Raw genomic sequence first — 13704 nt, 5'->3', positions numbered from 1 at the left:
TTCACATATACTCTATTTTGTGTAAAAAATCACCAAAAAACATCGGTATAGTGGCATTTTAAGCAATTTTTTTGCTTTTTCATCTGAGAATAGGCTCTGATTAACCCAGGTAGGTTTTTAGTAACTTGCTCCTGGAGTCTTGTCTGAGCCTTCGTATTGCTTTCTCTTTGATCTGGCGGACACGTTCGCGCGTCAACTGAAATTTATCACCGATCTCTTCCAGGGTCATTTCCTGGCAGCCGATGCCGAAAAACATTTTGATGATATCGCTTTCTCTTTCGGTCAGTGTAGAGAGCGCCCTGTCAATCTCTTTTTGGAGTGATTCGTTAATCAGTGTGCGGTCAGCTACAGGTGCGTCATCGTTTACCAATACATCCAACAGGCTATTGTCTTCTCCTTCTACAAAAGGAGCATCCATAGAGATATGGCGGCCTGACACTTTTAGTGAGTCTGTCACTTTTTCTACCGACAGATCCAGTTCCTGTGCCAATTCTTCAGCCGAAGGCCTCCGCTCATTCTCCTGTTCAAATTTTTGAAAGGCTTTGCTGATTTTATTAAGTGATCCTACTTGATTTAACGGCAATCTGACAATTCTAGACTGCTCGGCTAACGCTTGCAGAATTGATTGACGAATCCACCAAACGGCATAACTGATAAATTTAAACCCTCTGGTTTCGTCAAATTTCTCGGCAGCTTTTATCAGACCGAGGTTCCCTTCATTGATAAGGTCGGGTAAACTCAATCCCTGGTTTTGGTATTGTTTGGCTACCGATACCACAAATCGGAGATTGGCCCTGGTGAGTTTTTCCAGTGCCTGGCGATCGCCTCTTTTGATGGCTTGTGCCAATTCGACCTCTTCCTCTACGGTGATCAGGTCTTCACGGCCGATCTCCTGGAGGTACTTGTCCAAAGAAGCGCTTTCCCGGTTTGTGATTGATTTTGTAATCTTTAATTGTCTCATTTATACTTAATCCTTACTAAATTATCTTATGATGCATTATTTCGGGGGTGCAAAAGTACAAAATATTTCTGATACTTAAATAAAAGCCCCGTCAATAAACTATAACAAAGGAATCTGGTACTACACCCAATTCCTTTGCTATAAAACACGAATCACTACTTTTTTGTTACTGAAAAAGTTGAGATTAACCTTTGTTAACCCGTGTTCATCACCTGTTTGTCAAATCAATGGCAATATACTGTGTTCTTCCGTTGGGATAAAAGCCCGCTACAAGCAGTACTTTATCCTGACGGTTGCTGGTGGCTGCTACAATGTTATTCACATCGCTTTCGCTATTCACAGGTGTATTGTTGATTCTCATAATGATAAATCCTTTGTTGATTCCTTCTTTCCGGAAGAGCCCATTGCTTTCTACGCTTTCCACTTCAATACCGCTCGATATTCCCAATGCTCTTTTCCTTTCATCAGGTATTTGTTTGAATGTGGCGCCCAGACTGCTCGTGACATCTGTTCCGCGTGTGATTTCGGTACTTCCTTCGTCGTTCGTGAGTTCAACATTGAATGAACGGTCGTTATCGTTACGTTTAACAGTTACGCTGACCTTGTCTCCCGGCCGGTACCTGTTCAACTGGCTCTGCAATTCGGAGAAGCTTCGGATAGGGACATTGTTGATGGCCGTGATGATATCCCCTTTCTGGATACCGGCTGCCTTGGCGGCGCTCCGCTCACTGAAGCCTTCTACAAGGACACCCCTGATTTGCGACAGTTCGCGCGCTTTTTCGGGATCCTGACGCCTGATATTTTCTATATTGGGCGCTGAAATTCCCAGCAAGGCGCGTTGCACTGTTCCGTATTCCTTCAGGTCAGCCGCGATCTTACCTGCGATGGAAATAGGCACTGCAAAGGCATAACCAGCAAAATTACCAGTCTGTGAGTAAATAGCTGTATTGATCCCTACCAGTTCTCCCCGTGTATTGACCAGTGCACCTCCACTGTTTCCGGGATTGACGGCTGCGTCTATCTGAATGAATGATTGAATACCTAACCCGCCTCCCATCACATTACCTCTGTTTTTGGCACTGACAATACCGGCAGTGACCGTAGAGGTCAGGTTAAACGGGTTACCTACCGCCAATACCCATTCTCCCACCCGGAGAGCATCAGAATTCCCGAAAGTGAGATAGGGGAAGTCATCCCCATCAATTTTTAGTAGGGCAATATCGCTCATACGGTCGGTACCGACCACTTTGGCGTTGAATTCCCTGTTGTCGTTCAGTGTGACCGATACCTCATTGGCATTCTCCACCACGTGATTATTGGTAATGATATATCCGTCTTTGGAGATGATCACCCCTGAGCCGAAACCCACCTGTTCGCGTGGTTGAGAAGGCATGCGGTCACCGAATCCGAAGAAGAAATCGAACGGATTAATATATTGTTGCTGGCTTATTGTCTTTGTTTTTACGTGCACTACGCCGTCGACCGATTTGGCGGCTGCTTCCGTAAAATCGGGATAACCATCCGATGTGGTAAGGTTTGTGAGTACTATGTTCTTGTCTTGTTCAAAGGAGTCGGCATAGGCGCTGACTTCTTCTGAAACCCTGTCTCCTGATAAACCGGAGAATGCACTGTTTCCGTTGTTTTTACTTATTACGTTGTAACCTAATAGAGTGACAACGGAACTTATAATTGCGACCAGAACGATAACAAATACATTTTTACTATTTCCTGTGTTCATATTCTTTGAATGTTGATGTTTGTCATTAATCTATTTTGCAAATATATGACAAATAGCATGCAGATTTTTTCGCTGTAGATCGACTTTTTAACACTTTTAACGCAAACGAAGAGCGATTAACCCGATTTAACCCTATCCGTTTCATTCAGAGCCGTTTTAGCATGACAGATTGACGGAAAACCGTTTGTCACTTTCTATAGCGCTTCTTTAGTTTCTGTTTTTTACTGCTTTTGTCTGTCATTTTTGTCATGTCTGTTTTTATGCTTATCTTCCCGTCCTGTTTCGTCTGGTTGCATATTTCCTGAAGCGGGTGTTGTTGAGCGGTTGGAAGATATCGTAAAAGGGAAGGTTAATATGGTATTTCCCTGCGTTGAAGAGACGGCTGTTCAGGGTGATCACTCTCCATTGAACTACGTATCTGATCGCAAAAAGCAATAGAGCTGAAACTGTCAGTATATGGTTGTCGGTTACCACTCCCAGTATAATAGCACAAATAAATAACAGATAAAAAAGATATTTTGAAAATGTTTCCAGTCCGAATAAACGGAAAGAGAATCCTTTATAATATTGTTTTGAATAGAGATATCCCGACTTCAATGTGCGCCATGTGGAGAAGTGTTTCACGCTGTCAGTCTCCGTCAGGCTCTCCCTGGAAAGTACCACTCCTGTCTTTTTTTTAGGGGCGATCCTGTTAATATAAAGGTCATCTTCCCCGCCTTCCAGATTCAATATAGGGGAGTAACCCTTATGCTTGAAAAAAAGCTCCTTTTTGTAACCCAGGTTACGACCGATTCCCATGAACGGTTTGCGCAGGATGGCCATAGAGAGGAATTTCAGGTGATGGATAAGGTTGTCATACAGCATAAAACCCCGCAGGCCTGTTTTTCGGGAAATTTCTAACCGGCTAAAACCCAGGACCACCTCTTTACCTTGTGTAAATTCCTTTCCGTATTCTTTTATCCAGTGTTCGGAACAGGGTTTGCAATATGCTTCGGTAAAAAGGAGATAGTCGTTTTTCGCTGCCTTGATACCTAATGTGAGTGCCAGTTTCTTTTCATTGACGCCGTCGGCCTCCGCCGGTACATAAGTATGATAGAGCCGTGAATATTTCTGTTCTGCGGCTTTCAGTACCATGTCGGTATCATCGGTCGATCCCCTGTTCACCACAATCACTTCAAAATCGGGATAATCCTGTTCGATAATGAATGGCAGATTCCGTGCTAACTCTTCGGCACTGTTCTTTGAGGTAACAATGATTGAGATGGGAGGTAGCGCTTCATCGGGAACAGATATCTCTTTTCTCTTTTTTTGGTAACTATAAGGCCGTTTATAGAAGAAGAGCCAGAAAAAGAGTTGTATCAGGAAGCAAAGCAATAGTGTACCTCCCAGTATCCATTCTATCAGGGTAAATTGGTTGAGTATCATAATTTAAAACTGGTCGGAGAAGTAGGATAGGGGCAAGTCACGACAGTTGTATCGGGATGCCATGACTTCTCCGTATGCACCGGCTGAGCGGATAGCGATCAGGTCTCCCCTGGCACTTTCGTTGAGTAATATCTGTTCTGCGAAGACGTCGCTCGATTCACAGATAGGGCCTACCACATCGTACAGCATAGGCTCTTTGTCGGAGGAAATGTTCTCAATATGGTGAAAAGCCTGATAGAGCGCGGGACGTATCAGGTCGGTCATGCCCGCATCCACGATCAGGAATTTCTTTTGGATACCCTCTTTCACGAAGAGTGCCCGTGATATAAGCGAGCCACAGGGTGCTACCACCGCACGTCCCAGTTCGAAATGCAATGCCTGGTTTTCCTGTAATTGCAGGTTTTTTTCAAAGAGCCGGAAATAAGACTCGAAATCAGCCATCGGGATATGGTTGGGGTGCTGATAGTTTATTCCCAACCCTCCACCAACGTTGATAATCGGTAGTTTGATCCCCTGCGTATTGAACCATTCCTGTAATTCCTTTACTTTTACACAAAGATCCTCAAATGATTTAAGGTCGGTGATCTGCGAACCGATATGAAAATGGATACCGGTAAGTTGCAGGTTTACCGAGGTTTTCATTACCTCCAGAATCCGTGGCAGATCCTGCTCATTGAGGCCGAACTTGTTTTCTGTCAGTCCGGTAGTGATATATTTATGTGTATGTGCATCCACATTCGGATTGATGCGGAACGCGACCCTTGCTGTTTTCCCTTTTGCCGAGGCCAATATGTTGAGCACTTCGAGCTCGGGAATCGATTCCACATTGAAGCAGAAGATATCGTTATCGAGCCCGATCTCTATTTCACGATCACTTTTTCCTACACCGGCAAAGACGATCTTGTCCGGAGTGAACCCGCCTGCCAGTGCAGCCAGTATCTCATTGCCGCTTACGCAGTCAGCACCGAATCCGTAGGAAGCGATTTCTTTCAGGATACGTGGGTTGGCATTCGCCTTCACTGCATAATGCACATGAAAAGGCTTATTCTCTGTCTCTTTTTTTATTGCGTGGAGTGTTGCCCGCAACAATTTTATGTCGTAATAATAAAACGGTGTGTCGAGTTGTTTGAATTTCTCAACGGGAAATATTCCTTTGATCATTGGTGTTAATTTATAAAGATGGAGTTTGTTAAAAGCACCTTGCGTATCTTATTTTTTCGGGCGCATCACTATCTGAACGGCAAAATTACGATTTTTTTCTTTAATTGACAATTGACAATTGACAACTGAAAATTATCCATTGTCCATTATCCATTGTCCACTGTCAATTTACCTGCCAGTTGCAGTTTTTGTTCCATGGGTAGGGTTGCGTCTATCCAGTGAATGAAGAATCCGCGTCGTTCCATGCCTCTGAACCATGTCATCTGCCGTTTGGCAAATTGGTGAATGGCAATCTCTAATTGCCGGAACATCTCTCCGTAACTTAACTTACCGGTCACGTGAAGTGTTACGAATTTATATTCCAGTCCGTAATAAATCAGATCTTCGGGTGAAACTCCGGAATCAAGGATACTCCGCACCTCTTCGATCATCCCTTCCTGAAGACGTGCGTGCAGGCGTGCAGTGATCTTTTTCCGCCGGAGCTCCCTGTCGATATCAAGACCTAATAGGATGCTATTCACTGCCGGGAGGGTGGTGGCTGAACTCTCTTGTTTCGACTTGTACTCTTCTATTTCGATGGCTCTGATTGCCCTTTTTTTACTGTCGGTATCGGTTGTATTATGTAGTGGACGATAACTTTGCAGGATGTCGGTCAGTTCCTCGAGTGATTTTTGTTCGAGTGCTGACCTCAGTCTCGGATTGGCGGGTACATCAGGAAGATTGTATCCTTTCAGCACCGATTCGATATAAAGTCCGGTGCCGCCGCACAGTATGGGAGTCTTGTTGCGGCTGAGGATGTCGCAGTAGATTTTATGAAAATCGTGTTGATAGTCAAAGAGGGTGTATTTCTCTCCCGGTTCGCGGATGTCGATAAGATGATAGGGGATAGAAGATCCTTTTACAGTGTATTCCGAAAGGTCTTTGCCGGTACCTATATCCATCCGCCGGTATATCTGACGGGAGTCGGCACTCACAATTTCGCCATCGAGCGTGTATGCTAATTGTGCAGCAAATGCGGTTTTTCCACTCGCCGTGGGGCCCAGAACGGTGATCAAAGTTTTCTTTTCCATGTTACCAGCTTCCTCCGGCGCCCCCACCACCGAATCTGCCACCGCCACCGCCGCCGAAGCCGCCTCCACCTCCACCGAAACCCCCGCTCCAGCCGCTTCCGCTGCCAAAGCCGCCGCTTCTACGCCCACCACTCATTGGCGGGAAGAATATAGGGGGGCTTGTCCGGTGACCACCGCCGCCGATATGCTGGTCTCCTCCCTTAGAAAGGGAAGAGAGCAACAGGATGATGCCGACCAGAATAATAATGATCACGAAAAAGGGGATCCCTTCCTCTTCTTCGGCATCGGCAACAAATTCACCGGAGAGGCGTGCTATCATTACGTCAATAGCGGCATTCACTCCACCGAAATAATCCTCGTCAATAAAGTAGGGGATCATCTCGTTGCGTACAATACGACCGGCATAGGCATCATTGATCCGTGCTTCCAGACCGTAACCGGTGGCGATAAATGCCTGTCCGCGGCTATTCCCTATTTTCGGTTTGATAAGGATGACGGCACCGTTGTCTTTACTCTTCTGTCCAATCTCCCATTTCTCACCAAGCCTGAAAGCATAATCGGAGGCGGGATAACCGCCCAGATCGGTTACTGAGACTACATATATTTGTGTGGATGTGGAGTCATTGTAGGCACGTAGTTTTTGCTCCAGAGCCTGTTCTTCAGCCGGAGAGAAAATATCTGCAAAGTCGTTTACCAAACGGTAGGGCACCATCGGTTCGGGGATATCCTGCGCCGATAACCCTAAAGAAGAAAAGAATATAAGTATAAGAAGATATTTACTCTTCCATAATAACTTCATCGCCTAATTCATTTATATCATTTTCCGATACAGGATAACGGGACTTGATCAATTCTCCCACTTTTTCTACACCTTTGCAGATCCCTTCCGAAATTTCTCCTTTTTTGAAATAGGAGAGCATCTTTTCCAGGGCTTCATTCCAGAATCCACCATTCACGGCGTCATGGATGCCCTGATCCCCGATAATAGCTGTTTTATGGTCGGATGGAGATACGTAGATGAGCACACCATTACGGAGCCGGGTCGTATCCATCTTCAGTTGACTGAACTTTTTGAATGCGGCTTCCAGCGGATCGCCCTTGCATTGCCGGGCCACGCATACGCGTATCTCTCCCGAAGTATGGCTTTCCGCGAGTTGGATCGATTCCGTGATTCTCTGTAGTTCCTCTTTGTTCAACATATCTCAACCGGTTTTTATTTTCCCGTTAAGTTAAATTGTATGGTGTGGGAATATCTTCTCAGAATTGTACCTGGGGAGCGGTCTGGGCTTCGGAAGTCGCTTCGAAATAAGCTTTCGGTTCAAATTTGAACCATTTCGCATAGATCACCTGTGGAAATTTGCGGATATAGGCATTATAGTCCTGCGCCAACTGGTTGAAACGGTTCCGCTCTACCGAGATCCTGTTTTCTGTTCCTGCCAGTTCATCCTGAAGTGCGAGGAAATTCTGGTTGGCTTTCAGTTCAGGGTAATTCTCCTGTATCAGTAACAATCTTCCCAATGCCTGGCTCAGTTGATCCTGGGCCTGCTGGTATTCCTGCAAGCTCTCTGCGGTGAGGTTTTCGGGGTTGATAGTTGTTTGTGTAGCTTTGGCCCGTGCTTCGGTCACCTGAGTAAAGGTCTCCTGTTCGTGCTGGGCGTATCCCTTCACTGTATTCACTAAGTTGGGAATGAGATCGGCACGGCGTTGATAAGCATTCTGCACATTCCCCCACTGTGAGGTTACTGCTTCCTGTTTTTCTACCATCCGATTGTATCCCTGGCATCCGGTAAGGCCCATTGCACCTACTACGATCAGTAAAACGAAAGATAATTTTCTCATTTGGTTGTATTTATGAGTTATGAATTACCAACACTAACTACCAATTTAAATTAGTCCCATTAGTACATTGGTACATTAGTCTCATTGGCACTACTTGTCGGGATTATTCACATTGTCTTGTCCCGTCCGGCAAAAGTAAAACAATTTTTGTTGCTACCGTCTGCCACAAGAGATCTTAACAGATATAAATAACAGATAAACGGTGAGAAAAGTTTTTCTTTTGAATGCATTCGTTATTTCACTTCTGAGAATTGAATTTTTGTTTCTGTGTTCTGTGTCATCGGAATAGCCATGGATTGCGGACCGGATATTATGATACTCATATCCATACCGGTTTTCTCTTCCATTCTTACCGGAAGCAGAGTCGCTTTATCAAGCAGGGAATAACTCTCGCTCATGCCCGTACCTTCAATGTGCATATCCATTCCCTCTAGCGCTCCCTCAGCTGATACTTTTGTAGGGCCGGATTTATTGATTCTGTAATATTCTACCCCGTTCTCCGTAACGGCTCCCTCAAATGAGTACTCATCTTCCGTTTGGACAATCATTGCCATTGGAAACTCCATTGTTTGAATGGTATCATTGGTATAGGATTGCCAGCTGTCTCCTTTTTTTATTGTTTTGGCCGGCAGAATAGGAGTTTTACATTTTTCGCTAATTGTTCGATCATTGCAACGAACGGGTCTGTGGAACCTAACGTATCTATCCGGTTGTTTTTGATTATTTTTCCTGATTTGTCGTACACGGTTTCCATTACCACATTCAGATTTTCAGCACGCGAGGTGGTGTCTTTTCCCATAGCCGATGAGGTTGCTTCAATATCTTTCCAGGTGGATAAAACGGTAAAATCGCCGTTGGAATTGATTTCTTTTATTTCCATCACGGCTTTTACGATGTACGCAATGCTCGCTTTCATTTCCATTCCTGCCATGGTCTGTGTAATATCTGTCAACGACTGCAGGTTCAGGTCGTATTCCTTTTTCGCAACAGGTTTTATCGTCAGGTTGGCTTCTTGTGCAAACGCTCCAAATACAATAAAAAGCAAAGGGATAATGAATAAATTTTTTGAGTTCATAATTTTCAGTTTATGTGTTAGTGTTCGATTATAGTGTAGTAATTGTTAGAGTCTGCAATTTGCCATGCCACTTTATAGGCGAGTTGTGCTATTTTTTGCACTTTCACATGATTGATCTTGTCCGGATTGTCTCCTACGCCGTGGTAATCGTTGTGCAGACCCGATGTTAGCCCGATAGCCGATATACCCTTCTTGTAAAAGGGATAATAATCGCTCGACCGATATAGATCCATCATCATCTCCTCTTTTTTCAATCCGGCTTCTGGAATTGTTGCATTTACCAGTGCTGCCAGATCAGGATTATATTGTTGCCCGATCACATATACTGTATCGTTTCCGTTCCGGCCGACCATATCCATATTGATCATTGCCACCGTTTTCTCCAGTGGGAACAGTGGATTTTTGGTGTAGTAATCGGAGCCGATCAAGCCGCGCTCTTCGGCGGTAAACAACATAAACAGGACACTTCTTGCCGGTTTCTTATCTGAAGCGGCAAAAGCTTTCGCTACAGCCATCACGGCTGCTGTTCCCGAGGCATTATCGTCGGCTCCATTCATGATAGAATCGTTCAGATGATTGGGAATTGGTGATACGCCAATGTGGTCGTAGTGGGCTCCTATGACAATAAATTCATCCTTTAGCACAGGATCTGAACCTTCTAACCACCCGATTACATTGCTCGAAGGAAACTCTTTTTTACCGACTGAAACGGATAGATCAATCTCAATTCCGGGTACTACAAATGATCCCGGATGCATGCTTTCATCGATTTTTCGCTGTAGAGTCCTCAGCGAATCCACGCTACCGAATATTTCATTAATCACATCCCGGTTCACCTGGACTGCGGGAATATTTGCGTTTTCTTCGCATATATTATAGGAAGGATTTCCCTGCCCTTTCATATAGAGGCTGTTCCATAAATATCCTTGCGCGGTAATGGCCACATTATGAAGCGGGTCGGTTACCAGTAAAAGTCCTGTTGCACCGTGTTTCGCCGCGTTCCGTATTTTGTAGGGTATGCCGGAATATTGTGTCTCTTTTTTTCCTTCAAAGAATGTGGCGATAGTGTCGTTTTTGCGAGGTTCCTGTTTCATCACCAGCACAATCTTGCCTTTTACATCAATATCTTTATAATCATCATAATTTGGGGAGCTGTGATACCATATCCCGCAAAAACCAGTTCACCTTGTACCTGGTTACTTCCTGTATTGAACAGAGGAGTGAAATTTTCCTTTAAGTCATATGGGTGATTTATACTGCCCTTAGTTAAAAAAAATTTACAGTTTTCAATATTCAGGTCGGCCGCACAAAATGGAATTGGTTGAAAATAAGATCCATTTACAGATCTTATCCCGAACTCTTTCAATTTCATGGCGATATAATCTGCGGCTCTATCTGCTTCTATACTCGGTGCCGAGCGTCCACGCATTTCGTCTGAAGCCAGAACATCTATAAACTCTTTCACCAAAGGTTCCGAAATTTGTTCTAATCCTTTTAAGGATACTTCTTGCGAATGAAGACAATTAACAAATAAGCCGGACAGTAGTAACAGGGAAATAATGATGATTCTTATCATAATGGAGGTTATAAAATGGTAATTATCAATTAAGATATGAACGTCTGTTTTTCGGTTTTAATTCTTTACTCCTCAAAAATAGTGAGTTTTAAAGTCCCAGGCAAGAAAAACAAAGAATAAATAAAACTTTTTTTATATCTTTGCCCATTGGAAGAATGTATAGGTGAATTGACGTAAAAAAATAAAATAATCGTATGAGACGAATTATTCTCCCTTTTTTGATAATAACTGTATGCTCATTCGGAGTGATAGCTTCCGTAGTTGAAAAAAAGGTCGCCGAGAGGCCAGATTCTATACCGGTGATAGATAGCCTGGATCTGTTCCGGGATATTACCGATATCAGCAGGCAGATTGAACGTCGTAGAGTACAACCCAAAGAGATAGACGATAGTGCGATTATTTCTCCGCAGCAGCCTTCTGATACGCTTCCTGATAGCATTATTATTCCTCCGGTTTCGAGACAAATACCGAGGAAAACGGGTCCTATAGTGCCGGTAGATTCGACTCCTTCATACCGGAACCCACTTGATTTCATCTATTTCAGGAAAGAGAATGGTACGTTGCAGCTTCCGGTGAATTATAGTAGTTTTGAATCAATGAGTGGACTTACATTCCGGGATACACTTTTTTATAATCCGCTTTTCCTGCCGATGATATTTACTGGAGAGATGCTTCCCCGGGAGTTGTCGTTATACTCTGAGGAAAAGGATCGTGATAAAGGGGTCCTTATTCCGCGGGAAAAAACCTTTGCTCCCCGGCTCGATCATATCGACTTTGTACGAAATGTGCGGCGTGATTATTATATGAAGTATCCTGACCGGATCAGATATTCCGTGGCAAGTTTCGACTCAATACCGAGTCTGGAGTCTGATGATCAGGTTGTAAGAGAGACATTCAATCCTTTCCGCGAATTGATAAAGGCAGAAACGACTTATTCGTTGGATGCTCCGGGTATTGAAGGGGTTACGATCGGCCGAAAATATTGGGTTCGTTCCGGTGAACACTCTTTTCAGTTTGCACAAAACTACTTCTCTGACAACTGGCATAAAGGGGGCGTGAATAATCTGAACATTAATAGCCTGCATATATTGAAAGCTAATTACCAGAAAAAAAGGGTGAAGTTTAACAATACCCTCGAGTGGCGGTTATCCGTCTTTAATTCTCCTGACGATTCATTGCGCAAGCACCGTATCGGTAATGACCTTATTCGCTATTATGGCGACTTTGGAATAGATGCTTTTGGTAAAGGCTGGTCTTACTCCACCAATTTGGAAGCAAAATCACAGATGTTTAAAGCATATCCGGTCAACTCAAACGACCTCCTTTCGTCAATACTGTCTCCTTTGTATGTGAATGCGGGGGTCGGGTTGAAGTTTAATTACGAAAGACCCTCCAAGACGGTGCGCCATCGTAAGATTAAGTGGGAACTGGCAATTGCCCCTGTCTCCATCAACTATGTCTATGTGATGAATGATGATGTGGACGAGAAACGTTTCGGTATTGAGGAAGGAAAGAAATCCGAGTTTGACTTCGGTAGCACCATTACCTCCATATTAAAATACGATATCACAAGATATATTACCTGGGATTCGCGCCTGACTTATTTTACCAGTTACGAGAAAGTTATCTCGGAATTTGAGAATAGCCTGAATATGGCTTTGACGAATGCATTCTCCACTCGTTTGTATGTGATCATGAGATTTGACGATGGGGTTCCTCCCGATCCTGATCTGAAGTACTGGCAGATGAACCAGACGCTCAGTTTTGGCCTGAATTATAAGTGGTAACCTCAACAGAAGCGTGCTTTTTCTTCGAAGTGGTATCCATTCAGGAAATCGATGGTACTCATTCGCCTCTTGCCGGTCAGTTGAAGTTCCGTAATTCGTAAGAAACTGTCTTTTACCGCCACGTCGAGGTGTGACTTATTGTCAGTCCTGATAGTGCCCGGCTGTAAATCGTGAGTCTTTTCTTCAATCGGCTCACCGGCAAACAGTTTGAAACGTTGCTTTTCCTCATTGTCGGTCACCAGTTCCGTCCATGCCGCCGGATAAGGCGATAGACCGCGGATATAATTATATACCTCCCGCACTGGTTTATTCCAGTCGATCCGACAGTCTTCCTTGAATACTTTAGGGGCATTCTTTAATTCGGACAGGTCTTTGAAGAGTTTATCCTGCGGAACGGTTTGTATATTCTCTTCAAGTATGGCATTGACGGTCTTCAGTACCAGTTGTGCCCCCATTATCATCAGCCTGTCGTGCAAAGTACCTGCATTGTCTGTCTCATCGATCATTGTCTTTTCCTGAAAGATGATCTTACCGGTATCAATCTCGTGTGAAAGAAAGAAAGTAGTCACGCCGGTTTCTTTCTCCCCGTTGATAATGGCCCAATTGATAGGGGCGGGGCCCCGGTACTGGGGCAGGAGTGATGAGTGGAGGTTAAAAGTGCCTTTCGGCGGCATATTCCACACCACTTCCGGCAACATACGGAAGGCTACTACGATCTGGAGATCGACGTTTAACCGTTTTAGCTCATGCAGAAACCCTTCATTTTTCAGTTTCTCAGGTTGTAGTACCGGAAGTCCCCGCTGCAGTGCATATTGCTTTACCGGTGATGGTTGTAGTTTATATCCCCTGCCTGCCGGCTTATCGGGCATAGTGACAACTCCCACTACGTTATATCCGTTCTCTACAAGTGCTTTCAGCGACTCTACGGCAAATTCGGGAGTTCCCATGAAGAGGATACGTAATGATTTTTTGTCCATGCGGTTATATTTTTGAATTATAAGTTATGAATAATAAACTACCGAATAAGTAATTAACTAAGAACTAAGAAGTGAGAACCAAGTGAAAAACTAAA

General features: G+C 44.2%; 14 protein-coding genes. 1 reads left to right on the top strand and 13 read right to left on the bottom strand.

The window, feature by feature from the left end; all coding sequences use genetic code 11:
* Positions 1-100 precede the first annotated feature (100 nt).
* The 12 genes from F597_RS0104425 to F597_RS0104370 all read right to left on the bottom strand — a co-directional run bounded on the left by F597_RS0104425 (position 101) and on the right by F597_RS0104370 (position 10845).
* Entirely contained in the window at positions 101-961 is an 861-nt protein-coding gene (locus F597_RS0104425) for a sigma-70 family RNA polymerase sigma factor (RefSeq protein ID WP_019538504.1), read from the bottom strand.
* A 208-nt stretch (positions 962-1169) separates the two neighbouring features.
* Positions 1170-2699, bottom strand: coding sequence for a Do family serine endopeptidase (locus tag F597_RS0104420; protein WP_019538503.1), 1530 nt, complete (start codon positions 2697-2699; stop codon positions 1170-1172).
* Between the two features lie 264 nt (positions 2700-2963).
* On the bottom strand, positions 2964-4124 hold the full coding sequence (locus tag F597_RS0104415; RefSeq protein ID WP_019538502.1) for a glycosyltransferase: 1161 nt from the start codon (positions 4122-4124) through the stop codon (positions 2964-2966).
* Between the two features lie 3 nt (positions 4125-4127).
* Positions 4128-5285: a diaminopimelate decarboxylase gene (gene lysA, locus F597_RS0104410; protein ID WP_019538501.1), complete on the bottom strand. Its 1158-nt coding sequence runs from the start codon at positions 5283-5285 to the stop codon at positions 4128-4130.
* Positions 5286-5431: 146 nt separating this feature from the next.
* Positions 5432-6355, bottom strand: coding sequence for a tRNA (adenosine(37)-N6)-dimethylallyltransferase MiaA (miaA, locus tag F597_RS0104405; protein WP_019538500.1), 924 nt, complete (start codon positions 6353-6355; stop codon positions 5432-5434).
* Position 6356: 1 nt separating this feature from the next.
* Positions 6357-7154 carry a TPM domain-containing protein gene (locus F597_RS0104400; RefSeq protein ID WP_019538499.1) on the bottom strand — a complete coding sequence of 266 codons (798 nt, stop codon included), beginning with the start codon at positions 7152-7154 and terminating at the stop codon, positions 6357-6359.
* A complete protein-coding gene (locus tag F597_RS0104395; protein WP_019538498.1) occupies positions 7132-7554 on the bottom strand; it encodes a TPM domain-containing protein in 423 nt (140 codons plus the stop codon). The genes F597_RS0104400 and F597_RS0104395 overlap by 23 nt, the downstream gene beginning before the upstream one ends.
* A gap of 58 nt (positions 7555-7612) precedes the next feature.
* Positions 7613-8194, bottom strand: coding sequence for a LemA family protein (locus F597_RS0104390; protein ID WP_019538497.1), 582 nt, complete (start codon positions 8192-8194; stop codon positions 7613-7615).
* A gap of 233 nt (positions 8195-8427) precedes the next feature.
* Positions 8428-8748 (bottom strand): hypothetical protein, encoded by a 321-nt coding sequence (locus F597_RS0104385; RefSeq protein WP_019538496.1) that lies wholly within the window; start codon positions 8746-8748, stop codon positions 8428-8430.
* 59 nt (positions 8749-8807) lie between these two features.
* Positions 8808-9269, bottom strand: coding sequence for a hypothetical protein (locus tag F597_RS0104380; RefSeq protein WP_019538495.1), 462 nt, complete (start codon positions 9267-9269; stop codon positions 8808-8810).
* A 17-nt stretch (positions 9270-9286) separates the two neighbouring features.
* The gene (locus F597_RS0104375) at positions 9287-10363 is read right to left on the bottom strand and encodes a M20/M25/M40 family metallo-hydrolase (protein WP_019538494.1); all 1077 of its coding nucleotides are present in this window, start codon (positions 10361-10363) and stop codon (positions 9287-9289) included.
* A gap of 20 nt (positions 10364-10383) precedes the next feature.
* Positions 10384-10845, bottom strand: coding sequence for a protease-associated domain-containing protein (locus F597_RS0104370; RefSeq protein ID WP_139224038.1), 462 nt, complete (start codon positions 10843-10845; stop codon positions 10384-10386).
* 194 nt (positions 10846-11039) lie between these two features.
* Here F597_RS0104370 and F597_RS20105 point away from each other — a divergent pair, with 194 nt between their 5' ends.
* Positions 11040-12632 (top strand): DUF3078 domain-containing protein, encoded by a 1593-nt coding sequence (locus tag F597_RS20105; RefSeq protein ID WP_019538493.1) that lies wholly within the window; start codon positions 11040-11042, stop codon positions 12630-12632.
* 2 nt (positions 12633-12634) lie between these two features.
* On the opposite strand, the gene fmt is transcribed toward F597_RS20105, so the two are convergent.
* On the bottom strand, positions 12635-13609 hold the full coding sequence (gene fmt, locus F597_RS0104360) for a methionyl-tRNA formyltransferase (protein ID WP_019538492.1): 975 nt from the start codon (positions 13607-13609) through the stop codon (positions 12635-12637).
* Positions 13610-13704: the final 95 nt, after the last annotated feature.

Origin of the sequence: Proteiniphilum acetatigenes DSM 18083 (assembly GCF_000380985.1) — a bacterium.
GTDB lineage: Bacteria > Bacteroidota > Bacteroidia > Bacteroidales > Dysgonomonadaceae > Proteiniphilum > Proteiniphilum acetatigenes.
Note: the sequence above shows the minus strand (reverse complement) of the source record. Positions and strands in the feature narration are given on the sequence as shown.